Source organism: Ralstonia insidiosa (assembly GCF_008801405.1).
GTDB lineage: Bacteria > Pseudomonadota > Gammaproteobacteria > Burkholderiales > Burkholderiaceae > Ralstonia > Ralstonia insidiosa.
Genome location: NZ_VZPV01000001.1, coordinates 1,934,128 through 1,956,684, shown reverse-complemented (window position 1 = coordinate 1,956,684; position 22,557 = coordinate 1,934,128). Strand labels below are relative to the sequence as shown.

Below are 22,557 nucleotides of genomic sequence, written 5' to 3'. Positions count from 1 at the left end.
CTGTGACGCGACGGGCTTAGCTCTTCTGCGCAGCCGTCACGACGATTTCAATGCGGTACTTCGGGTTGGCCAGTGCGGACTCAACCGTAGCGCGCGGCGGCGAGTTCTTGGACTCGGCAGCGACCCACTGGTCCCACACCTTGTTCATCTCGCCAATCTCGGTGATGTCTTTCAGGAAGATCTGGCACATCAGGATGCGCGTCTTGTCGCTGCCGTTGGCGGCGAGCACGCGGTCGATGATGGCGAGCACCTCTGCCGTCTGCTCGGCAATGCCGGCGTCCAGCGTGGTCTCGGGCACCTGGCCGGCCACGTAGACGACGCCGTTGTAGACGGCTGCGTCGGAGTAACGATGTTCGACGTTGTAGCGTTTCAGTTCAGTGCTCATATTGCGAATCGAATTGGGGGCAGACAAACGGTCATTGACCGAGAAAGAACTTGCGGGCGATCGCCACCTGATCCGGCTGGATGAAGGTCGGCGCGTGGCCCACGTCGGGAATCTCCACCGTGTTGACGTGTTGACCGCGCTGCATCATGACCTCAACGGTCTCGCGCGTGAGCAGATCGGACTGCGCGCCGCGCACGATGAGCACCTCGCCGGGAATCGCCTCGAAGAGCTTCCACAGCGTGGCTTCGCCGGCAGCGATCAACTCGGGCGTGGTGCTCTTGAACGGTTCGGCCAGGCGCGGATCATAGTGCAGGATCCACTCACCACCCTGCGGCTTGAGAATGGCGGTGTTCAACTCGCGCCATTGCTCGGGCGTATGCGGCCCGAACGACGCGCTGATCGTCTTGAGATACGCGAGCCCCTCATCAAAGGTCTTGAAACGGACGTTCAAGCCCAGGTACGCGCCAATACGCGTCAACGACGATTCCGTCACGCGCGGGCCCACATCGTTGAGCAGCAGTTTGCGGACCGGTGACTTCGGCAGGCCAGCCAGGCTCATGCCAATCAGTCCGCCCATCGAGGTTCCAAACCAGTCGACCGACTCCACGTTCAGGCGTGCCAGCAACGTCACCATGTCGGCCACATATTGCGGAATCACGTAGCCCTTCGGATCGAGCAGCCAGTCGGAACGACCACGCCCGACCACATCGGGGCAGATCACGCGGTAGTCGTTGCACAGCGCCTGCGCCAGCACGTCGAAGTCGCGGCCGGTACGCGAGAGGCCGTGCACGCAAACCAGCACACGCGGGTTCTGCGGATCGCCCCACTCGTGATAGGCCATCCGATGCAGGCCGGACGGGCTCAGGCACTGCACGAAGGCAAGGCGCGGCGAAACTGGCATCTACAACTCCCACACGGAAATGACGGAGACAGCGAAGCCTGATTGTACGCGGCCCGGCAACCATGCGGCGGTGCAGCAGGCATGCGTGTCTTCGCACAAACAAAAAAGCCTCGCCGCAGCGAGGCTTTTCCACGACGTCGGTCGCGTTACTGCGCCACCCAGCCGCCGTCCATGTTCCAGGCCACGCCGCGCACCTGCTCGGCCGCGTCACTGCACAGGAACACCGCCAGCGCGCCGAGCTGATCGGGCGTGACGAATTCACCGGAGGGCTGCTTTTCCATCAGCAGATCCTTCTTGGCTTCGAGCGCGGACAGACCATCCTTCTCGGCGCGCGCATCGATCTGCTTCTGTACCAGCGGTGTCAGCACCCAGCCCGGGCAGATCGCGTTGGACGTGATGCCCGTCTGCGCGGTCTCCAGCGCCACCGACTTGGTAAAGCCGACAATGCCGTGCTTGGCCGCCACGTAGGCTGACTTCTGCGCCGATGCCACGAGCCCGTGCGCCGAAGCGATGTTGATGATGCGGCCCCAGTTCTTGCGCTTCATGCCCGGCACGGCCAGGCGTGTGGTGTGGAATGCAGACGTCAGGTTGATGGCGATGATGGCGTCCCAACGCTCGGTCGGGAAGTCTTCCACATTGGCCACGTACTGGATGCCAGCGTTGTTGACGAGGATGTCCACACCGCCGAACTCAGCCTCGGCATAGGCAAACATGCCTTCGATCTCGGCCGCCTTGCTCATGTCGGCGCCGTGGTAACCAACGCGAATGGCGTTCTTGCCCGCCGCGGCAATCTGGGCCTTGGGCGCTTCCACATCGCCAAAGCCGTTCATGATGATGTTGGCACCCTGCGCGGCCAGCGAGCAGGCAATGCCCAGACCGATCCCGCTGGTCGAGCCCGTGACGAGGGCGGTTTTTCCTTGCAGCATCGCAGTCTCCGGGTTAGATCAGGGTGACGCCAGTCTTGGCTTGGATTTCTTCGCGCGAAACGCCTGGCGCGGTTTCAACCAGCTTCAGGCCCTGCTCGGTCACGTCCATCACGCCCAGGTCGGTAATGATGCGGTCGACCACGCCCACACCCGTCAGCGGCAGCGTGCACTTGGGCAGGAGCTTCAGGTCTTCAGTGCCGTCCTTCTTCTTGGCGGTGTGCTCCATCAGCACGATCACGCGCTTGACGCCGGCCACCAGATCCATCGCGCCGCCCATGCCCTTGACCATCTTGCCGGGGATCATCCAGTTGGCCAGATCGCCCTTCTCGCTCACCTGCATCGCGCCGAGAATCGACAGGTTGATCTTGCCGCCACGGATCATCGCGAAGCTCTGGTCGCTGCCGAAGATGGCGCTGCCCGGCAGCGTGGTCACAGTTTGCTTGCCGGCGTTGATCAGGTCGGCATCCACTTCGTCTTCTGTGGGGAACGGGCCGATGCCGAGCATACCGTTTTCGCTCTGCAGCCAGACTTCCTTGTCGCCGGTGTGGTTGGCAACAAGCGTCGGGATACCGATCCCGAGGTTGACGTAGAAACCGTCTTGCAATTCCTGGGCAGCACGCGCCGCCATTTGGTCTTGAGTCCAGGCCATGTCGGTCTCCTTAGTTGGCTGCGCCGCTGGTGGCACGGATGGTGCGCTTTTCGATGCGCTTCTCCGGCGTGGCGTTCAGCACGATGCGCTGCACGTAGATGCCGGGCAGGTGGATGTCGTCCGGTGCGAGCTCGCCCACTTCGACAATCTCTTCGACCTCGACGATACAGATCTTGCCGGCAGTTGCCGCTGCCGGGTTGAAGTTGCGTGCTGTCAGATTGAAGCGCAGGTTGCCGGACTTGTCGGCCACCTGGGCCTTGACCAGCGACACATCGGGCACCAGCGAGCGCTCCATGACGTACGTTTCGCCATCGAATTCACGCAGCTCCTTGCCCTCAGCCACCAGCGTGCCGACACCGGTCTTGGTGAAGAACGCGGGGATGCCCGCGCCGCCTGCACGCAGCTTCTCTGCCAGCGTGCCTTGCGGCGTAAATTCCAGCTCGAGTTCGCCGGCCAGGTACTGGCGCTCGAACTCCTTGTTCTCGCCCACGTAGGACGAAATCATTTTCTTGATCTGGCGGGTTTCCAGCAGCAGCCCCAGGCCGAATCCGTCAACACCGGCATTGTTGGAGATGCAGGTGAGGTTCTTGACGCCCGAGTCACGCAGCGCAGCAATCAGCGCTTCCGGAATGCCGCACAGGCCGAAGCCGCCCACGGCGATGGTCTGGCCGTCTTTGACGACGCCCGCGAGCGCCTCGCTGGCGCTGGCGAAGATTTTGTTCATGCGTACTCCTTCCTTGGTGGTCCAACGAATCCGGCAGGTTTTTGACCGATCACACAGTTGGGGTTTGTGCGATGCAGCGCCGGAAAATAGTAACGATACAATCTGGCGAGAATACGCAAGCGTCACGCAACGCAGCAATACGTACGACTACATAAGGCTTAATCCCATGCCCGCACTCGATTATCAGACCGCGTTCCAGCTCGCCCCGGTCGGCATGGTGATGTCACGCGAGCGCGTGATGCTCGACGTCAACGACGAAGCCGCGCGCATCTTCGGCCACGCACGCACCACGATGATCGGGCAATCGTTTGAGTTGCTCTATCCGACCCACGATGAGTACGAGCGCACCGGCGCACGCATCATCCCTGTCATGAACGCACGCGGCAGCTACTCGGACGAACGCATCATGAAGCGCGCCAACGGTGAGCTGTTCTGGTGCCACGTCACGGGCCGCGCACTGGATCGCACCAAGCCGCTCGGTGAAGGCATCTGGACGTTCGAGGATCTGTCAGCGCACAGGCCAGTCACGGCGGCACTTACGCCGCGCGAGCGCGACATCGCCGCACAACTGGTCGAAGGCAAGACCAGCAAGCAGATCGGCAAGCAGTTGGAGATCAGCCCACGCACGGTGGAAATTTACCGAGCGCGGCTGATGAAGAAGTACGCCGCCGGCACCTCGCTGGAGCTGGTGCAGCGGCTGATGGGGCATTGAGCCCCAGGGCCAGACCCTTTAGACCATCCCGTCGTCAGCGTTGATGACGGCGCCGTTGATGAAGTCCGATTGATCCGACGCCAGCAGCAGGATCAACCCATCCAGATCCTCCGGCTTGCCCACGCGCTTGCGCGGCAGCATCTGCACGAGCTTCTGCCCGGCTTCGGTTTCCCAGTGGTGGTGGTTGATCTCGGTATCGATGTAGCCCGGGCAGATGGCATTCGTGTTGATGCCCAGACGCCCCCACTCCAGCGCCATGGCCTTGGTCATGTGCACCACGGCAGCCTTGCTCATGCAGTAGACGCCAATCTGCGACAGCACCTTCAGCCCCGCCACCGACGCGATGTTGATAATGCGCGACTGCGGCAGCGGCGAGCCGTTTTTCTCCGCCCCCTTGGCCCGCGCGATCATGCGCTTGGCGGTTTCCTGCGCCACGAAGAAAGCACCTCGCGTGTTGGTGTCAAAGACGAAATCGAAGTCATCCGGCGTGACGTCCACCATGCGCTGCGTGGTCGAAACGCCTGAATTGTTGACTAGGATGTCGATGGTGCCCGCCTCGGTTTCGGCATGGGCGATGGCGGCCCGGATGCTGTCCGGGTCCGTCACATCCAGGCGCACGACGTGAGCGCTGCCGCCCTTCGATTCGATGTCGGCGCGCAGCTCTTTCAGGCGCTCGACGCGGCGCGAGGCCAGTACCACCTTGGCACCGGCAGCCGCCAGCGTATGCGCGAAACGCGCCCCCAGGCCACTGGATGCGCCGGTGATCAGCGCAACCTTGCCTTCCAGATTGATCGACAGACCCATGATGCGTGATCCCCGTATGTTGGTTTCGCGTGTGGTTTGGCATGCGCGAGGCCCGCTGCTGGCGGTCTCCGCATGTGAAGTCGGCGCAGCTTAGCAAAAAATCGAACGATCGTTCAGAAATTTCACTTGCCGCATGCGGGCGTGTCCCCGACAATGCGGGAAATTCTAATGCAGCATTCCGCCATACCAATAAGCAAACGCCCTTAACTGTCCCTAAAAGAGCGACGAGACATCTATGAACCAGCAGCAGCTCCTCGAACAGTACGGTCCCCGAGAGTCCATGGAGTACGACGTCGTGATCGTCGGCGGCGGCCCCGCTGGCCTGGCGACCGCGATCCGGATCAAGCAACGCGCCGCCGAGACCGGCAAGGATGTGTCGGTCGTCGTGCTGGAAAAGGGCTCGGAGCCCGGCGCGCACATCCTCTCGGGCGCGGTGATGGACCCGCGCGCAATCACTGAACTGCTGCCCAACTGGAAGGCCGACGGCGCCCCGCTCAGCCAGCCCGTGACGGGTGACGATGTGCTCTTCCTGAGCGAAACCGGCACCAAGCGCACGCCTGACTGGCTGGTGCCGCGCAACTTCCACAACCACGGCTGCTACGTCATCTCGCTGTCGAACGTGGTCAAGTGGATGGCCACGCAGGCCGAAGCGCTGGGCGTGGAAATCTTCCCGGGCTTTGCCGCGGCTGAAGTGCTGTACGACGACAAGGGTGCCGTGCGCGGTGTCGCCACAGGCAACATGGGCATCGGCAAGGATGGTGAGCCGACTGAGAACTTCCAGCTCGGCATGGAGCTGCTTGGCAAGTACACGATCTTCGCCGAAGGTGCGCGTGGCCATCTGGGCCGCCAACTGCTCGACAAGTACAAGCTGAACGCCGGTAAAGACCCGCAGACCTTCGCCATCGGTATCAAGGAACTGTGGGAAATCGATCCGGCCAAAGCCAAGCCTGGCCTGGTGGTGCACACCGCCGGCTGGCCGATGGAAGACGACACCTTCGGCGGCGGCTTCCTGTATCACCTGGAAGACAACAAGGTCACGCTCGGCTTCGTGATCGGGCTCGACTACAAGAACCCGTGGATGAGCCCGTTTGAAGAAATGCAGCGCTGGAAGGCCCACCCGGCGATCCGCGCGCATATCGAAGGCGGCAAGCGCATCGGCTATGGCGCCCGCGCCATCAACAACGGTACGCCGCAAGCGCTGCCGAAGACGGTGTTCCCGGGTGGTGCGCTGGTCGGTTGCGACGCCGGCTACCTGAATGCCGCGCGCATCAAGGGCAGCCACGCGGCCATCAAGAGCGGCATGATGTGCGGCGAAGCCGTATTCGACGCCGTGACGGCTGGCCGCTCCGCAGATGAGCTGTCCGCCTACCCGGCTGCTTTCGAGCAAAGCTGGCTGAAGGAGGAACTGGACCAGTCGCGCAACTTCAAGCTGTGGTTCAAGAAGAGCCCGACGCTTGGCAAGATCATGACCGGCATCGAGCAATGGCTGCTGCCCAAGATTGGCGTCAGCAACCCGCCGTGGACGCTGCACGGCACGAAGTCGGACAACCAGTCGCTCAAACCTGCCGCCGAGTGCGTAAAGATCGAGTATCCGAAGCCGGACGGCAAGCTGACGTTTGACCGCCTCTCGTCGGTGTTCATCTCGAACACCAACCACGAAGAGAATCAGCCGGCCCACCTGACGCTGAAGGACCCAACCGTTCCGACGCGTATCAACCTGACGCAGTTTGCAGGCCCCGAGCAGCGCTACTGCCCGGCCGGCGTGTACGAGTTCGTGAAGAACGACGACGGCGCCGAGCGTCTGCAGATCAACGCGCAGAACTGCGTGCACTGCAAGACCTGCGACATCAAGGACCCGACGCAGAACATCGTGTGGGTCACGCCAGAAGGCGGCGGTGGTCCGAACTACGTCGGCATGTAAGCGCCGAATGACCAACAAAAAAGCGCGTTCGATGACGCGCTTTTTTTGTTACCTGAGCGAATCGTCTTACGACGCTTTCGCCGGAATGGCCGGCGTCTCCACAGACACATCACCGCATTGCGCGCGATGGCGCAGCGCGTGGTCGATCAGCACCAGCGCCAGCAGTGCTTCGGCAATCGGCGTCGCACGAATACCCACGCACGGGTCGTGGCGACCGAACGTTTCTACCATCGCCGGATCGCCCGCCTTGTCGATCGAGCGGCGCGGCGTGCGGATGCTCGACGTCGGTTTGATCGCCAGCGACACGGAGATGTCCTGCCCCGTCGAAATCCCACCCAGAATGCCGCCTGCGTTGTTGCCGACAAAGCCATCCGGCGTTAGTTCGTCACCATGCTCCGAACCACGCTGCGCCACGGCGTGGAAGCCGGCACCAATCTCCACACCCTTCACCGCGTTCAGGCCCATCATCGCGTGGGCGATGTCGGCATCCAGACGATCAAACAGCGGCTCGCCCCAGCCAACCGGCACGCCGGTCGCCACCACCTCGATACGCGCGCCGACGGAATCGCCGTCCTTGCGGAGCGCATCCATATAGGTTTCCAGTTCAGGAACGATCTCCGCATTCGGCGCAAAGAAGGGGTTGTTCGGCACCTCGCTCCAGTCCATGAACGGAATCTGGATATCGCCCAATTGCGACATGAAACCGTGGATTTCAATGCCGAACTTCTCGCGCAGCCACTTCTTGGCCACCGCGCCAGCGGCCACCGTTGGCGCGGTCAACCGTGCGGATGAGCGTCCGCCACCCCGCGGGTCGCGGATGCCGTACTTGTGCCAGTAGGTGTAGTCAGCGTGGCCAGGGCGGAAGGTCTCGGCGATGTTGCTGTAGTCCTTGCTGCGCTGATCGGTGTTGCGGATCAGCAGGCAGATGGGCGTGCCGGTGGTCTTGCCCTCGTACACGCCTGAGAGGATCTCGACGAGGTCTTCTTCCTTACGCTGTGTGACGTGGCGCGACGTGCCGGGCTTGCGTCGATCCAGGTCGGGCTGGATGTCTTCTGCGGAGAGCGTCATGCCCGGCGGGCAGCCGTCAATGACAGCGCCGATGGCCGGGCCATGCGACTCGCCGAAGGTGGTGACGGAAAACAGCAGGCCCAGGGTATTGCCAGACATGATCGTGCTCGCGATTGTGCGCAGAAATGTGCCGCCAAAGTGGCGGCACGGGACATCAGGAAACCACTATTGTAAAGCCGCGCATTGGCGACCGACGATCAGCCGCCAATGCCAAGCAACTCAACTTCGAAGTTCAGCGTGGAATTGGGCGGAATCGTGCCGGGCACGCCACGCTCGCCGTAGGCGGTGGCCGCCGGGCACGTCAGCTTCGCCTTGCCGCCCACCTGCATCTTCTGCACGCCTTCGGTCCAGCACGGAATCACTCGGTTCAGCGGGAACGAGATCGGCTGGCCGCGCTTGTAAGAACTGTCAAACTCTTTGCCATCGGTCAGCGTACCGCGGTAGTGCACCTTGACCGTATCGCTGGCCTTGGGCGACGGGCCAGTGCCCTTGGTCAGGGTCTGGACGACCACACCGGAGGGCAAGGTTTCGCTGGCAGGCGATGCGGCTTGCGCACTAACAGCGGCCAGGGCAAGCGACGAAGCGCACAGCAGCAGGGAAGCGAGTTTCATGGCAGATAACGGGAGAGTTTGAGGATAAGAAAAAAGCGAGGCCGGTAGCGGACCAATCGGCAGTGTAGCGAATTCCGACGGTACACCAACCGTCAGAGCCACTCGCCACGCAGCGCCAACACAGCGGCCTGCAGCCCTTCCGGCGACACCGCCTGCGCCGGCACCGGCGTACCAATACACAACTCCAGCTTGTTGAGGAAACCGCGCCGGAACGGCCGCGTCATTGCCGCGCCGCCGTGGCGCGAGAAGAAGCTGCCCCACAGGCCGCGCAGCGCCATCGGCACCACCGGCACCGGCGTGCGTTCAACAATGCGACGTACGCCTTCCTTGAACGGGTTCATCTCGCCGGTGGCGGTGATCTTGCCTTCGGGGAAAATGCAGACGACTTCGCCTTCGGCCAGCGCTGCGGCGATGGCATCGTAGGCGCGCTTAAGCATCTCCGGATCTTCGTGCATCGGCGCAATGGGAATCGCCTTGACCGTGCGGAAGAACCACGACAGCACCGGCACCTTGAAGATACGGTGATCCATCACAAAGCGCACCGGCCGGCGTACGAAGGCGCCCACCACCACGGCATCGACAAAACTCACGTGGTTGCAGACCAGCAGGCACGGGCCCTCGTCAGGAATGCGCTCTGCGCCCTCCACCTTCACCCGGTAGACGGTATGGATCAGCAGCCACATCACAAATCGGATCAGGAACTCCGGCACCAGCGTGTAGATGTAGATGGCCACCACCGCGTTGAGGATGCCGGTCACCAGGAACAACTGCGGGATCGTGAAGCCGGCGTGCGTAAGCACCATCGCCAGCACGGCCGAGGCGATCATGAACAGTGCATTGAGGATGTTGTTGGCCGCGATGATGCGGGCACGGTGCGTCGGCTCGCAGCGGCTCTGGATCAGCGCATACAGCGGCACGCTGTAGAAACCGCCGAACATCGCCAGCAGAAACAAGTCGGCCAACACACGCCAGTGGCGGTGGTTCTGTAGAAAGCCCGAAATGCCCGTCAGCACATCGTGCGCAACCAGCGCCTCGGCATGCGAGGCAAAGTACAGATCCACCGCAAACACGGTCATGCCAATCGAGCCGAACGGCACCAAACCGATCTCCACCGTGCGCCCCGAAAGCTTCTCGCACAGCACCGACCCCAGCCCGATACCGACCGAGAACACCGCCAGCAGCAGCGTCACCACGTTCTGGTCACCACCGAGCACGTTGCGTGCAAAGGCAAAGAACGACGTCAGGAACGTCGCCCCCACAAACCACAGCCACGAGATGCCCATCAGGCTCAGGAACACGGCGCGCTGGTTGCTGGCCAGCTTCAGATTGCGCCACGTCTCGGAAATCGGGTTCCAGTTGATACGCAGATCCGGCTGCGACGCCGGCGACACCGGCACGCCGCGCGCTGTCAGCCAGCCGCTCACGGCAATGACCAGGCAGGCAATCCCCGTGAGCGTGGGGCCGATGAGATCGCCATTGCGTGTGTAGTTGGCCAACTCCCCGCCGCCGATCGTACCGATCAGGATGGCGACGAAGGTGCCCATTTCCACCAGCCCGTTGCCGCCCACCAGCTCGGACGACTGCAGATGCTGCGGCAGATAGGCGTACTTCACGGGCCCGAACAGCGTCGAATGCACGCCCATGAGGAACGTGCACAGATACAGCAGTTCGACGTGGCGCAGCGCAAAGCCTGCGCAGCCGATCGCCATGATGGCGATTTCCAGCGTCTTGACCAGACGGATCAGCCGGGCCTTGTCCATGCGATCGGCAATCTGCCCGCTGGTGGCCGACAGCAATACGAAAGGCGCGATGAAGATCGCCGAAATCAGGAACGCCGCCGATGCTGGGTCCGTATTGCCAAACAGCGCCGCGTGGTACGTGACCAGCGAGGAAAACGCCACCTTGAACACGTTGTCATTCATGGCCCCCAGGAACTGGGTCCAGAAGAACGGCGCGAAACGGCGCTGCTTCAACAGGGAAAACTGGCTCGATTGGCTCATCGGCAGGGGCGATCGTGGTTCAAATCGGGTTCAACAAAAAACCCGCTCGCAACGGCGGGCGGGTTTCTGGTGTGCGGCAAAGACGGCGTGCAGATCAGTCTTCGTTGGCTTTTTCTTCCGGCCAGTCGCGAATGTACGCCTTGAGCATCTTGTTTTCGAAGTTCTGCTCTTCAAACACGGCCTTGGCGACGTCGTAGAACGAGATCACGCCCATCAACGTACGGCTGTTGAGCACCGGCAGGTAGCGCACATGGTGCTCCAGCATGATGCGGCGCACTTCATTGACTTCGGTTTCCGGGGTGCAGGTGACCGGATGATCGTCCATCACCTTGCGGATGGTCGTGCCCTCGCCCACCGTGCCGTGGCCCTTGGCCAGGACCTTGATGATCTCGCGGAAGGTCAGCATGCCGACCAGCTCGCCGTACTCCATCACCACGAGCGAGCCGATGTCGTATTCCGCCATCGTCTGCACTGCCACCTGGAGCTTGGTTTCCGGGGCCACGGTGTAGAGCGTGTTGCCCTTCACGTGAAGGATATCGCTGACTTTCATATTGCGTCTCCCAAGGTATCGGGGTGCCAGTCTGCCGGGGGGCGACCGCGCGCGGGTTGTCGTTATGGTTGTGTTTCGATCCTAGCCCAAATCCAAGGGCGTCGACAAGCACATGCACAAAAAATGCGGCAGAAAAAACCTGTCAAAAACCGCGCCCGCTCGGCGTTTGCCCGAGATGCACTGCAACAGGGAGCAGTGCTAGCATGCCCCGTCTCGACCCTCATTCGGTGCTTGAATCCATGTCCAAAGCCCGCTTCGACACGCTGGCCCTGCATGCCGGTGCCGCGCCCGACCCGGCCACGGGTGCGCGCGCCACGCCCATCCATCTCACCACGTCCTTCGTGTTTCGCGACAGCGAACACGCCGCCTCCTTGTTCAACATGGAGCGCGCAGGTCACGTCTACTCGCGCATCTCCAACCCGACCGTCGCCGTGTTCGAAGAGCGCATGGCAGCGCTGGAAAACGGTGTCGGCGCCATCGCCACGGCTTCTGGCCAGGCGGCGCTGCATCTGGCGATCGTCACGCTGATGGGCGCGGGTTCGCACATCGTTGCCTCGTCGGCGCTGTATGGCGGCTCGCACAACCTGCTGCACTACACGCTGCGCCGCTTCGGCATCGAGACGACCTTCGTCAAGCCCGGCGACATCGACGGCTGGCGCGCCGCCATCCGCCCGAACACGCGCCTGCTGTTTGGCGAGACGCTCGGCAACCCGGGGCTGGATGTGCTCGACATTCCGACCGTGGCATCGATCGCGCATGACGCGGGCGTGCCGCTGCTGGTCGATTCGACCTTCACCACACCGTGGCTGCTGCAACCGTTCGCGCACGGGGCAGACCTCGTCTACCACTCGGCGACCAAGTTCCTGGGCGGGCACGGCACGACCATCGGTGGTGTGCTGATCGACGGTGGCACCTTCGACTACGTGGCAGCGGGCAAACACCCAGAGCTGACCGAGCCCTATGCGGGCTTCCACGACATGGTGTTTGCCGAGGAAAGCACCGTCGCCCCCTTCCTGTTGCGCGCACGCCGCGAGGGCCTGCGTGACTTCGGCGCCTGCATGAACCCGATGGCGGCGTGGCAGTTGCTGCAAGGCATCGAAACGCTGCCGCTGCGCATGGCTCGCCACGTAGAGAACACCCGCCGCATCACCGCCTTCCTGGCGAGCCATCCGATGGTGGCGTCAGTGGCCTACCCCGAACTGGAATCGCACCCCGACCACGCGTTGGCCAAGCGTTTGCTGCCCCGTGGCTGCGGTGCCGTGTTCAGCTTCGACCTGCGCGGCGATCGGCGTGCAGGCCAGCAATTCATTGAATCGCTCAGCCTGTTCTCGCACTTGGCCAACGTGGGTGATGCGCGCTCGCTGGTCATTCACCCGGCATCGACCACGCACTTCCGCATGGACGCCGATGCGCTGGCCGCTGCCGGCATCAGCGAAGGCACGATCCGTCTGTCGATTGGCCTGGAAGACGCCGACGACCTCATCGACGATCTGAAACGCGGCCTGAAAGCCGCCGAGCGCGCGATGTCCGCCTCATCTGGAAAATCCGCCGGCAAAGCCGCATCCAACACAACCGGAGCCCGCTGATGGAATGGACCGTACAAGGCGCACACGCTTACGCCTACACCGGCGGCAAGCCGTTCAATCCGGCGCTGCCGTGCGTGGTGTTCGTGCATGGCGCGCAGAACGATCATTCGGTCTGGGGGCTGCAGACCCGCTGGTTCGCGCACCACGGTTTCAGCGTGCTGGCGGTTGATCTGCCCGCACACGGCCGCAGCGGCGGTGCGCCCCTGCAAACCGTGGAAGCCATGGCCGACTGGGTAATGGCATTGGTGCAAACCGCTGGCGTCTCGCAGCCGGTGATGGTGGTCGGGCACAGCATGGGCTCGCTGATTGCGCTGGAGTGCGCCTCACGATACGCCAGTCGCGTGCGCCGCATTGCGCTGGTAGCCACCGCCTGGCCGATGAAGGTGTCGGATGCGCTGCTCGACGCGGCGCTCAACAACACGGCCAGCGCGATCGACATGGTGAACGTCTGGTCGCATTCCAGCCTCGCCAACAAACCGTCGGCGCCGGGGCCGGGTTTCTGGATGCATGGTGGCAGCCAGCGCCTGATGGAACGCGTGGCGCACGGCACCGACGCCCCCGTCTTCCACACGGATTTCTCCGCTTGCAACGGCTATGCACGCGGCGCCGAGGCCATGGCGGCCGTGCAGTGCCCGTCACTCGTGATCGTTGGCGAGAAGGACCAGATGACACCGGCAAAAGCAGGCCGACAGGTGGCTGCCGGATTGGCGGGCAGCCGCGTCGTGGGCCTGCCTGCCGGACATGCGGTCATGGGAGAATGCCCGGACGGCACGCTCGATGCACTGATTGCCTTTGCGCGCGAGCGAGAGCCAGCTGCAACTGCCGCGTAACTGCGCCCGCCAGGATTCAGGAGACGCATCATGGCCACCACAGAGACCCCCACCTTCAGCAGCTTCGCCGAGTTCTATCCGTTCTATCTGGGCGAGCACCAGGACCGCACCTGCCGGCGCCTGCATTTCGTTGGTTCGAGCATCGCCCTGGTGTGCCTGATCCTGCTGATCTTCACCGGCAACCTGTGGTGGCTGCTCGGTGCGGCGGTCAGCGGCTATGCGTTCGCGTGGGTTGGGCACTTCGGCTTTGAGAAGAACCGGCCCGCCACCTTCCGTCACCCGATCTACAGCCTCATGGGCGACTGGGTGATGTATCGCGACATCTGGACCGGGAAGATCCCCTTCTGAGCGATCAGGCGCGAGCAGCAGCCGGCACCGGCGACATCGGCGCTGGGGCAGCAGTCTGACTGGCGGCTGCTACACCGCGCTCACCAGTGGCAAACACGTTCTCCAGCGTGCTGTCGAGCGCAGGATTGTGCAATTGGGCGGCCAGCGCCTGGGTATCCCCAAGAAGCCGCGCCAGCGACGTGCGAGGCAGGCGCGGCAGGTTCAGCACCAGCTTTTCATAGAGCGGACGCAACGTGGTCGTATGGGCATCGCACAGCAGCGCCCAATGTGCTTCGCTGCGATCCTGCTGCAGCTTGCCGACCAGGTGCAGCGCCTTGAGCTTGGCCAGCAGGTCAGCCAGGTATTCCGCCTCCAATTGCAGACGCCGCCCGATCTCGAGTTCGGCCACTGTGCGTGGCGCCTGTTCGCGTGCGCGGTACAGCAACAGCAGAACCCCCAGCGCATCGAAGAACTCGCTGCCCGGAAACGTACGCCGCTGCCAGTAGCCCTGGCGGATGATCGGCAACGTCGATGCAATGGTCGCGCCCAGCAGGGTCACCAGCCAGCTCACGTAGATCCACGTCAGGAAAATCGGCAGCGTCGCAAACGCGCCATACACCGCGGTGTACGTGGGAATGTGCGCCACATAGGAACCAAAGATGCGCTTGGCGACTTCAAACGCCACGGCGGCAATGAGCCCCGCGAGAAACGCGTCGCGCCGCGCCACATAGGTGTTCGGCACAAAGACATAGAGCATTGCAAACGCAATCGCCGACAGCAGGATCGGCACCACACCCACGATCACGCCCAGGCCGAACGGCAGCTTGTGCACATAGCCCGCCGAAATCGACACCATGTACGAGCTGACCGACAGGCTCGCACCAATCAGCACCGGGCCGAACGTCACCAACGCCCAGAACACGAGCACACGCTGCGCCAACGGCCGGCGTTGGCGCACGCGCCAGATGGCGTTGAGCGCGTTCTCGACCGTCAGCATGGTCATGACCGACGTCACCACCAAGCCGATCAGGCCGGCAGCCGTCAGCCCCTTGGCGTTGGTGGAGAACTGGTTCAGATACGTGAGGATCGGCCGGCTGATGTTGCCCGGCACGAGGTTGCTGAACATGTAGCCTTCGATGTCCGCACGAAAGCTCTTGAACATCGGAAACGCCGTGAACAGCGCAAACGCCACCGTCAAGATTGGCACCACCGAGAGCACCGTCGTGAACGTCAGGCTGCCGGCCACCTGCGGCAGGCGGTCTTCGCCCGCGCGGCGCAACGCATAACGCGACAGCGCACGCAGCTTGGCGGCATTCCATTGACGAAGCGCACGGAGATCAAAAAGCATGAAGAATGAGACGGCGCAAGGCCAATGAGGGAGATTGGGGGGCGCAACTATAATACCGCGACGCTCTCAACGCTTTGTTATGAAAGATATCCTGGTCCTGTACTACAGCCGTCATGGCAGCACCCGCGCGTTGGCCGAGGCCATCGCCCAAGGCATTGAAAGCGTGGATGGCGCCCAGGCGCGCGTGCGCACCGTGCCCGTCGTCTCCACCGTGTGTGAAGCCACGCAACCAGACGTGCCCGATGGCGGCCCACCCTATGTGGAAGCGCGCGATCTGGAGGAATGCATCGGATTGGCACTGGGCTCGCCCACGCGCTTCGGCAACATGGCCGCCCCGCTCAAGTATTTTCTGGATGGCACCACACCGCAGTGGCTAGCGGGTGCGCTGGCGGGCAAGCCGGCCTGCGTATTCACCTCCACGGGCAGCATGCATGGCGGGCAGGAAACCACCCTGCTTTCGATGATGCTGCCGCTGCTGCACCATGGCATGGTCGTACTGGGCCTGCCCTATCAACAGAGCGAACTGCTTTCCACCGATGCCGGCGGCACGCCCTATGGGCCGTCGCATGTCGCGCATCGAGGTGACACCGCACCACTGACCGCCCACGAGCGCACGCTCGCCACCGCAATGGGTCGCCGGCTTGCCCAGACCGCCCTGAAGCTCGCAGCATGACGCTCGCCGATCAACCCGTCGTGGAATCCCGGGCACTGCATGTGCTGAGTGTCTGCAGCCTGATCGCGCTGATTGCGCTGTGTGCCGCGTGGGAACTGTGGCTCGCGCCGGTGCGCCCGGGTGGTTCGTGGCTCGCGCTCAAAGCGCTGCTGCTGGCGTGGCCGCTGCCTGGCGTGCTGCGCAAAAACCGCTACACGATGCAGTGGGCTTCGATGTTCATCTTGCTGTTCTTTACCGAAGGCACGGTGCGCGCAACATCCGATGCCGGCCTGTCGCAATCGCTGGCGTGCGTGGAGGTTGTGCTAAGCGTGACGTTCTTCTTCGCCACGATTTTCTATCTGCGTCCGTTCAAGCGTGCGGCCAAAGCACGCGCCAAGCAAAGCCCCCAAGAGAGCACCTGACCCGCCATGACCCACGATGCGTTTCTGCAAGCCTGCGTTGACGCCATCGGCGCCGCGTATGTCCTGACAACGCCGGAAGACCAGGCGCCCTATCTGACCGATTGGCGCAAGCGTTTCACTGGCTGCGCCCGTGCGGTGCTGCGTCCAGCCGATGCGTCGCAAGTGGCTGCGCTGGTGCGGCTGTGCGGTGAGCACACGGTGCCGATGGTCCCGCAAGGCGGCAACACCGGCCTGTGCGGTGGCGCCACGCCTGATATGGAAGGCAACGCGGTCGTCATCTCGGTGCAGCGTATGCAGCGCGTGCGTGCGGTCGATCCGATCAACAACACCATCACCGTGGATGCCGGTTGCATTCTGGCCAACGTGCAGCAAGCCGCAGCCGCGGCCGATCGCCTGTTCCCGCTGAGCCTGGCCGCCGAGGGCAGTTGCACCATCGGCGGCAACCTGGCGACCAACGCGGGCGGCACGGCCGTCCTGCGCTACGGCAACGCGCGCGAACTGTGCCTCGGCATAGAAGCTGTGCTGCCCAACGGCCAGCTGTGGAACGGCCTGCGCGGCCTGCGTAAGGACAACACCGGCTACGACCTGCGAGATCTGCTGATCGGCGCGGAAGGCACGCTCGGCATCATCACTGGGGCAATGCTGAAGCTGTTTCCGCAGCCGCGCGCCAAGGTGACGGCGCTGGCGGCATTGCAATCGCCGCGTCAGGCACTGACATTCCTGTCGCTCGCACAAAGCCATGCGGGCACGCTGCTGACGGGTTTCGAGTTGATGTCGGCGTTCTGTCTGGAGCTGGTGCGCAAGCACTATCCGCAGTTGCGTGTGCCGTTTGCGCAGGCGTATCCGCAGTACGTGCTGCTGGAACTGTCCGACCTGGAGAGCGAAGAACACGCCCGTGCGCTGTTCGAAGCGCTGATGGAAGACGCACTGGCCCGCGGCGTGATCGACGATGCGGCGGTGGCGGAATCGGTGGCGCAATCGCGCGACTTCTGGAACCTGCGCGAGCACATCCCGCTGGCGCAGGCCGACGAAGGCAAGAACATCAAGCACGACATTGGGGTGCCCATTTCGCGCATCGCAGACTTCATCGACGTGACCGACCGCGCGCTGGCGGCGGCCTACCCCGACATCCGCATGGTGACTTTCGGCCACCTTGGCGATGGCAACCTGCACTACAACGTGTCACCGCCCGAAGGGCATGAGCACGAGGCATTCCTGGTGCATCAGGACGGCATCAACCGCATCGTGCATGACAGCGTGCATGCGCATGGCGGCTCGATCTCGGCCGAGCACGGCATCGGCCAGCTCAAGCGAGAAGACAACGCGCGCTACAAGAGCGCGGTCGAGTTGGCAGCCATGCGCGCGATCAAGCAGGCACTGGACCCGCGCGGCCTGATGAATCCGGGAAAGGTGTTGTAAGCCTCGTCGGCTTTAGCCGAGCAGCTTGAACGTGTAGTTCGCCGCGGCAAAGAGAATCGTCGCTGCCAACAGCCACAGCAGCAAGCGCGGCACGCCACTGGGTGGCAGGCGGTGACCCGCAGCATTGGAACGGTCGCCAATGCGCCCACTCTGCGTATTGCGGACATACGTGGACCGCGACGCCCCTGCCGGGCGTCGTGCGTGACGTGTACTCATTCGTCGTTTCCTCCCTGCCCCATGGCTGACGCCTCGCCTGGCTCCCTGTTGCCGGCGAAACACAGCAGCCTCCCAAGGCTGCCCAAACAAGACTCCCGTTTTCCCGTCTGGTCGGAACCGAAAAAGACATCCGTCACGCCCTTTTGGCGTGTGTAGGCACAGCGTTCCGCGTCGTTGCGCGGAATTTCGAGTTGAATCGTTACTTGTTATGGCACTACCCGACGCCACGAAATGTATCAAAGAATCCCCCTAATGGGGGGTACGTATTTTAGGTATCACCGTTTGGATGATGCGTGGGAACGACGCTTGCGGACTAGTTGGGGTCAAACCGACCTCATTGCACTGTCACGGAGCCATCCATGCCTTCCGCCCAGCCCGAGTTGCGCTTGCGCGCGCACATTACGCCGCCAACACCGCACGAGCCGCCGCCGCATCCACCACCCGAGATGCCGCCGCCAGACGAGCCGTCTCACGACCCCGTCCATGACCCGGAACCCCTGACACCACCGATCGAGCTGCCTCCGGGCGAAGTGCCGCCGGAAATCCCGCCCCAGCGCTAGCGCGCCGCGGTTTTCGGCATCCGCCATCTGTTAGAATCGCGGCCTCCCAGGCATCCGGAGGCCGTTCGTCGCTAACCTGCCTGGGCAGCGCACACATCTGCCCATAGCTCAGTTGGATAGAGCATCGGCCTTCTAAGCCGACGGTCGGGGGTTCGAATCCCTCTGGGCAGGCCAAAATCCCTCAATAAAATCAAAGAATTAGCTGCAATTGACAGTGTGGCGGTTTCGTTGGATTTAGCACCTGGGCACACTTTCACTGTGCCCACAATGGGCCCGGATTCTACCGCCCCACGCCCTATATGGAGCCCGGAACAACCCCGTAGTTGGGTTATTGCTGTGGCTTACTCTTCCGCCCCGCTTCGAAGATCAGGCTTATCTGCTCCTCCGACGACATACCCGCCTCAGCCATCACTTGCAAGAGGTCTGGCCTCGGCTTACCGCGTCGGGGCTTCGTGATCGGTGTAAAGGAAGGCACCGGAGCGGGCCACGTCAGATTCGACTTAGCCTGCTCGTCAAAGAACTGCATTAGGGCGGCCTCGGGGAACCGCCAAGAGCGCCCCAGTTTCACGCCCGGTATCTTGTGGGTGGCTGCCATCGTATTAACGTGTGCCACCTCACACCCCAGTGCCTCGGCTATAGGCCTAGGTCTTAGTTGGTTGATACGTCTCTCGATGCCGCTTTAGTTCTTCGTCGGTGAATCGGTACGTCTTGAAGAGGTGCGGATGATCCCTGTAATTAGGGTCGATGGCATAGGCCGCTGCTTTGTCGATGAGAGCGGCTGTGTGGTCTGGAACGTACTGCATGGGTGCCGTGTAGATGCGGCGAATCCTCCTGAGATGTGGTGTTTTACACCAGTTTCGCCCCAATAAATCCCTTACCGATCAGTGGCTTAGCACAACTTTCCATATGTAATACAGAGCGAGAATACTCGAAGGTAGCACCGGTGCAACTCTGCACTTACTCCCTTTGGTGAGTCACGATTAGAGCCACTATTGGATACGCTGGCCCTTGCTAGCCTAGTTTGCGGCCGCTGACACACCGTCAAAGACTTGGAGCGCTATGGACATCAAATCACTGAGGGCAAAGGAGCGGGAAGGCGTCCTGAAAGTCGTATTCGAAGGCAGCTTCTTAGACGGCGTATTCCAAGTGGAACGCTTTAACCGAGTTTCCATGCGGACGCGCTCTTACGATGAGCTTCCTCTGGCTGATATTTACCCGACCAAGACGCAGGCAGAGCTTAGGAACGCCATCGCGCAAGTCAGACAGCTAGGAGAAAGCGCACTTACCTATGTTTCTGCCGTCATTGACAAGTGCCCGGAACGGGATTCGCTCCTATCGAAAATGTTTGAAGACAACCCCGGATTCTGCAAACAAACCTACGATTTGGCCCTGAACGACGCTTTTATCATGATGCGCTAGCTTGCCGTCGCGGGCTAAATTTTCCCGGCGTCTCGCATCCGCTGCCTTACGGTCTCTAGCTCGTCGGCCTGTTCTTCTAGGTCTGCAGCGTACAGGCCCCTGCTGTGTTCCGGCATGTCCTCCTGCGTGATAGCGAATGCGGCCAAACTGGCAGCCAGTCCCAGCAACAGTGCCCTAGGCGCGCTGATTTTCCCCTGCAATCTTGCCTCGGCATAACTGCACGTTACTCTCCACCATCAAGACGCCCATCTATACGGGTTGAATTTCCGGGGCCAGATCGTACCTCTCGGCGACAGACGAAGCCCATCGGCGATGTTCGTCGGTGGATGGGTGAAAATGAATTTCAGTCTGAAAACGCGGCCACTGACCGGCCTGTCGGATCAGATAGACCACCTCGGCTTCTATCGTCTCGATGTCCAAGCAGGAATCAGCCGTGGGCGGGTCACGATGACACCAGATGTCCAGATTGGCTGATGACAATCCATGCCGCCAAGCGTAGCCGTGATAGCCGTTTTTGCCGCTTGCGCTCCACCCTAGACGCAGCCGGTTCCGAACAGGCTGCTTGGTGATTCCGACGTAAACAGGTCGATCTTCGACACTGACGATATACAGCTTCGGCAAGCCAGATGTGGCGAACCCGGAGAACTTGTTGGTTCCCCTAGGACATTCCACTGTGAAGCGACTGCTGTCGAAGAACAGCTTATATCTGCCCACCCATTCAATTTGCACGAACTACCTCTCAAACGATTCCAACGCTACCTTTGGTACACCACCCGGCAGCACGATGCCTCACTCTCTCGTGACAAGCGTCAATACGCGGTTCAAAAGGTTCAGTTCGTGGATGACCGTCTGGGCATATACAGACCGAAGCCGGGCGTCGCGATACGCCACAAGATGCGGTGAAACGAGAACGGACAGCTTATACGCGCCGATTCTTTTCGTCAGCATCTTCACCCGGCCCTTGTCGCTTGTGCCACTGCGCTTTGTTGGCGACACGTCTCGCAGGTAACGTGCAAGCAGGTTAGCCAGCGTGGTCGTTCGGCTTCCTCTCGGTTGACGAACACGCCACGTTCGATCTCGGATTCGACGATACGGCCCCATGCGACAGCATCGGCACGAGTTTCAAAGTCTTGGTGCATGGCGGAAACTCGAAACGAAGTACATAGAGCCCGCTGATTCACATCAGTGGGCTCTATCGCATCTGAACAGCTGTCAGCAACTACGTTACACGGCGGGATCAACACCACCAGGTAAAGATGCGTTGGCCAGGTTCTGCTGGAGTTGCTCGCGGGTCAGCTCACCCTCCCAGCGGGCCATCACGAGCGTTGCGACGCCGTTGCCGATGACGTTCACCAACGCACGCGCTTCGCTCATGAAGCGGTCGATGCCAAGAATCAGGGCCATGCCCGCCACCGGAATCGACGGAACCACGGCCAGTGTCCCCACGAGCGCGACGAACGATGCGCCCTGCACCCCGCTGGCGCCCTTCGATGTCAGCATCGCGACGGCCAGCACCGTGAGCTGCTGCGTCAACGTGAGGTCGGTGTGCGTCGCCTGTGCGACAAACAGTGCAGCCATGGTCATGTAGATGCTACTGCCGTCGGTGTTGAACGTATAGCCCGTAGGCACCACCAGGCCAACGAGGGATTTGGAGCAACCAATGCGCTCAAGCTTGTGCATCAGCGTCGGCAAGGCCGGATCGGATGAGCTGGTGCCAAGCACGATCAGGACCTCTTCCCGGATGTAAAGCAGGAACTTCACGATGCTGAAGCCGACCGCCCAACCGATCAGACCCAGGACGACGAACACAAAGAAGCCGGAGGTCAGGTAAAACGCGCCGATCAGCTTGACCAGCGGCCCGAGCGCGCCGATACCATACTTGCCGATCGTGAACGCCATCGACCCAAACGCGCCCAGCGGAGCAAACCGCATCAGGATGTTGACCACGCCGAACACGGCGTGCGACATCCCGTCAAACAGGTCCATGACAGGCTTACAGCGATTCCCCAAGGCCGACAAGGCAAAGCCGAACAACACCGCCACGACGATGACCTGCAGGATATCGCCGGTTGCGAAGGCGTCCACGACGGTTTCGGGAATGACGTGGAGCAGGAAATCCACCACGCTCTGCTGTTTCGCCTTGCCGGCGTACACCATGACCGCCTTGGCATCCAGGGTGGACGGGTCAACATTGAAACCATCGCCCGGGCGCAGCCAGTTGGCCACGACCATCCCGATGAAGAGCGCCAGCGTCGATACCACTTCGAAGTACAGCAGCGCCTTACCGCCGACGCGGCCGACCTTCTTCATGTCTTTCATGCCAGCGATACCGGTGGCAACCGTGAAGAAGACCATCAACGCGATGACCATGCGGATCAACTTGATGAAGCCATCTCCGAGCGGCTTCATTGCGGTTGCGATAGATGGGCTCAACACACCCAGGATGACGCCGAGCGCAACGGCAATCAGCACTTGAATGTAGAGGACTTTGTACCAGGGCTTCCTGGCAGCGCGCGGCACCGGCATA

Annotated in this window: 25 protein-coding genes and 1 tRNA gene; 11 read left to right on the top strand and 15 right to left on the bottom strand. The window is 62.1% G+C overall.

The annotated features are described in order from the left end of the window. Positions 1–16: 16 nt before the first annotated feature. From F7R11_RS09360 to F7R11_RS09340, 5 genes are all read right to left on the bottom strand, one after another. Positions 17–385, bottom strand: coding sequence for a RidA family protein (locus F7R11_RS09360; protein WP_021194683.1), 369 nt, complete (start codon positions 383–385; stop codon positions 17–19). 31 nt (positions 386–416) lie between these two features. Continuing rightward, entirely contained in the window at positions 417–1,286 is an 870-nt protein-coding gene (locus F7R11_RS09355) for an alpha/beta fold hydrolase (protein ID WP_064802827.1), read from the bottom strand. A 146-nt stretch (positions 1,287–1,432) separates the two neighbouring features. Beyond that, on the bottom strand, positions 1,433–2,212 hold the full coding sequence (locus tag F7R11_RS09350; protein WP_021194685.1) for a 3-hydroxybutyrate dehydrogenase: 780 nt from the start codon (positions 2,210–2,212) through the stop codon (positions 1,433–1,435). A 13-nt stretch (positions 2,213–2,225) separates the two neighbouring features. Beyond that, positions 2,226–2,861, bottom strand: coding sequence for a 3-oxoacid CoA-transferase subunit B (locus F7R11_RS09345; protein WP_031329304.1), 636 nt, complete (start codon positions 2,859–2,861; stop codon positions 2,226–2,228). Positions 2,862–2,871: 10 nt separating this feature from the next. After that, a complete protein-coding gene (locus F7R11_RS09340; RefSeq protein WP_064802825.1) occupies positions 2,872–3,585 on the bottom strand; it encodes a CoA transferase subunit A in 714 nt (237 codons plus the stop codon). A 166-nt stretch (positions 3,586–3,751) separates the two neighbouring features. On the opposite strand from F7R11_RS09340, the gene F7R11_RS09335 reads away from it, so the two are divergent. Further along, entirely contained in the window at positions 3,752–4,297 is a 546-nt protein-coding gene (locus tag F7R11_RS09335) for a LuxR C-terminal-related transcriptional regulator (protein ID WP_021194688.1), read from the top strand. An 18-nt stretch (positions 4,298–4,315) separates the two neighbouring features. Here the strand turns inward: F7R11_RS09335 and F7R11_RS09330 are convergent, their stop codons facing one another. Further along, entirely contained in the window at positions 4,316–5,101 is a 786-nt protein-coding gene (locus tag F7R11_RS09330; RefSeq protein WP_039597510.1) for an SDR family oxidoreductase, read from the bottom strand. Between the two features lie 235 nt (positions 5,102–5,336). On the opposite strand from F7R11_RS09330, the gene F7R11_RS09325 reads away from it, so the two are divergent. Then, complete coding sequence (locus F7R11_RS09325) at positions 5,337–7,022, top strand: electron transfer flavoprotein-ubiquinone oxidoreductase (protein ID WP_064802822.1); 1,686 nt, start codon at positions 5,337–5,339, stop codon at positions 7,020–7,022. A 66-nt stretch (positions 7,023–7,088) separates the two neighbouring features. On the opposite strand, the gene aroC is transcribed toward F7R11_RS09325, so the two are convergent. From aroC to F7R11_RS09305, 4 genes are all read right to left on the bottom strand, one after another. Further along, the gene (aroC, locus tag F7R11_RS09320; protein WP_064802820.1) at positions 7,089–8,189 is read right to left on the bottom strand and encodes a chorismate synthase; all 1,101 of its coding nucleotides are present in this window, start codon (positions 8,187–8,189) and stop codon (positions 7,089–7,091) included. 98 nt (positions 8,190–8,287) lie between these two features. Further along, the gene (locus F7R11_RS09315; protein ID WP_064802818.1) at positions 8,288–8,701 is read right to left on the bottom strand and encodes an FKBP-type peptidyl-prolyl cis-trans isomerase; all 414 of its coding nucleotides are present in this window, start codon (positions 8,699–8,701) and stop codon (positions 8,288–8,290) included. Between the two features lie 92 nt (positions 8,702–8,793). Further along, on the bottom strand, positions 8,794–10,701 hold the full coding sequence (locus F7R11_RS09310) for an MFS transporter (protein WP_064802816.1): 1,908 nt from the start codon (positions 10,699–10,701) through the stop codon (positions 8,794–8,796). Positions 10,702–10,795: 94 nt separating this feature from the next. Then, a complete protein-coding gene (locus F7R11_RS09305; RefSeq protein WP_021194694.1) occupies positions 10,796–11,251 on the bottom strand; it encodes a CBS domain-containing protein in 456 nt (151 codons plus the stop codon). A gap of 239 nt (positions 11,252–11,490) precedes the next feature. Here F7R11_RS09305 and F7R11_RS09300 point away from each other — a divergent pair, with 239 nt between their 5' ends. The 3 genes from F7R11_RS09300 to F7R11_RS09290 are packed head-to-tail and all read left to right on the top strand — an operon-like array spanning position 11,491 to position 14,015. Beyond that, complete coding sequence (locus F7R11_RS09300) at positions 11,491–12,837, top strand: O-acetylhomoserine aminocarboxypropyltransferase (protein WP_064802815.1); 1,347 nt, start codon at positions 11,491–11,493, stop codon at positions 12,835–12,837. Continuing rightward, positions 12,837–13,667 carry an alpha/beta fold hydrolase gene (locus tag F7R11_RS09295; RefSeq protein WP_064802813.1) on the top strand — a complete coding sequence of 277 codons (831 nt, stop codon included), beginning with the start codon at positions 12,837–12,839 and terminating at the stop codon, positions 13,665–13,667. The genes F7R11_RS09300 and F7R11_RS09295 overlap by 1 nt, the downstream gene beginning before the upstream one ends. Positions 13,668–13,697: 30 nt before the next feature. Next, positions 13,698–14,015 (top strand): Mpo1-like protein, encoded by a 318-nt coding sequence (locus F7R11_RS09290; RefSeq protein ID WP_064802811.1) that lies wholly within the window; start codon positions 13,698–13,700, stop codon positions 14,013–14,015. A gap of 4 nt (positions 14,016–14,019) precedes the next feature. Here F7R11_RS09290 and F7R11_RS09285 read toward each other — a convergent pair whose 3' ends face one another. Further along, positions 14,020–15,342: a YihY family inner membrane protein gene (locus F7R11_RS09285; protein WP_064802809.1), complete on the bottom strand. Its 1,323-nt coding sequence runs from the start codon at positions 15,340–15,342 to the stop codon at positions 14,020–14,022. A gap of 79 nt (positions 15,343–15,421) precedes the next feature. On the opposite strand from F7R11_RS09285, the gene wrbA reads away from it, so the two are divergent. Genes wrbA through F7R11_RS09270 form a run of 3 tightly spaced genes read left to right on the top strand, consistent with a single transcriptional unit; the run spans position 15,422 to position 17,835 of the window. Then, positions 15,422–16,015, top strand: coding sequence for an NAD(P)H:quinone oxidoreductase (wrbA, locus tag F7R11_RS09280; RefSeq protein ID WP_064802807.1), 594 nt, complete (start codon positions 15,422–15,424; stop codon positions 16,013–16,015). Beyond that, on the top strand, positions 16,012–16,416 hold the full coding sequence (locus F7R11_RS09275; RefSeq protein WP_064802804.1) for a DUF2069 domain-containing protein: 405 nt from the start codon (positions 16,012–16,014) through the stop codon (positions 16,414–16,416). Before wrbA ends, F7R11_RS09275 begins: the two co-directional genes overlap by 4 nt. A gap of 6 nt (positions 16,417–16,422) precedes the next feature. Continuing rightward, on the top strand, positions 16,423–17,835 hold the full coding sequence (locus F7R11_RS09270) for an FAD-binding oxidoreductase (protein ID WP_064802802.1): 1,413 nt from the start codon (positions 16,423–16,425) through the stop codon (positions 17,833–17,835). Between the two features lie 12 nt (positions 17,836–17,847). Here F7R11_RS09270 and F7R11_RS09265 read toward each other — a convergent pair whose 3' ends face one another. Next, positions 17,848–18,051, bottom strand: coding sequence for a hypothetical protein (locus tag F7R11_RS09265; RefSeq protein WP_064802800.1), 204 nt, complete (start codon positions 18,049–18,051; stop codon positions 17,848–17,850). 359 nt (positions 18,052–18,410) lie between these two features. On the opposite strand from F7R11_RS09265, the gene F7R11_RS09260 reads away from it, so the two are divergent. Both F7R11_RS09260 and F7R11_RS09255 read left to right on the top strand, forming a co-directional pair. Beyond that, positions 18,411–18,611, top strand: a complete 201-nt coding sequence (locus F7R11_RS09260) for a hypothetical protein (protein WP_082932807.1) — start codon at positions 18,411–18,413, stop codon at positions 18,609–18,611. 97 nt (positions 18,612–18,708) lie between these two features. Beyond that, positions 18,709–18,785 (top strand) — tRNA-Arg (locus tag F7R11_RS09255). Between the two features lie 154 nt (positions 18,786–18,939). On the opposite strand, the gene F7R11_RS27510 is transcribed toward F7R11_RS09255, so the two are convergent. Next, positions 18,940–19,236: a helix-turn-helix domain-containing protein gene (locus F7R11_RS27510; RefSeq protein WP_420803782.1), complete on the bottom strand. Its 297-nt coding sequence runs from the start codon at positions 19,234–19,236 to the stop codon at positions 18,940–18,942. 434 nt (positions 19,237–19,670) lie between these two features. On the opposite strand from F7R11_RS27510, the gene F7R11_RS09245 reads away from it, so the two are divergent. Next, positions 19,671–20,030 (top strand): hypothetical protein, encoded by a 360-nt coding sequence (locus F7R11_RS09245; protein ID WP_064802796.1) that lies wholly within the window; start codon positions 19,671–19,673, stop codon positions 20,028–20,030. 249 nt (positions 20,031–20,279) lie between these two features. On the opposite strand, the gene F7R11_RS09240 is transcribed toward F7R11_RS09245, so the two are convergent. Both F7R11_RS09240 and F7R11_RS09235 read right to left on the bottom strand, forming a co-directional pair. Then, positions 20,280–20,759, bottom strand: a complete 480-nt coding sequence (locus tag F7R11_RS09240) for a hypothetical protein (protein ID WP_104577554.1) — start codon at positions 20,757–20,759, stop codon at positions 20,280–20,282. A 495-nt stretch (positions 20,760–21,254) separates the two neighbouring features. Beyond that, complete coding sequence (locus F7R11_RS09235; protein WP_064806280.1) at positions 21,255–22,556, bottom strand: dicarboxylate/amino acid:cation symporter; 1,302 nt, start codon at positions 22,554–22,556, stop codon at positions 21,255–21,257. Between the last annotated feature and the right edge of the window lies 1 nt (position 22,557).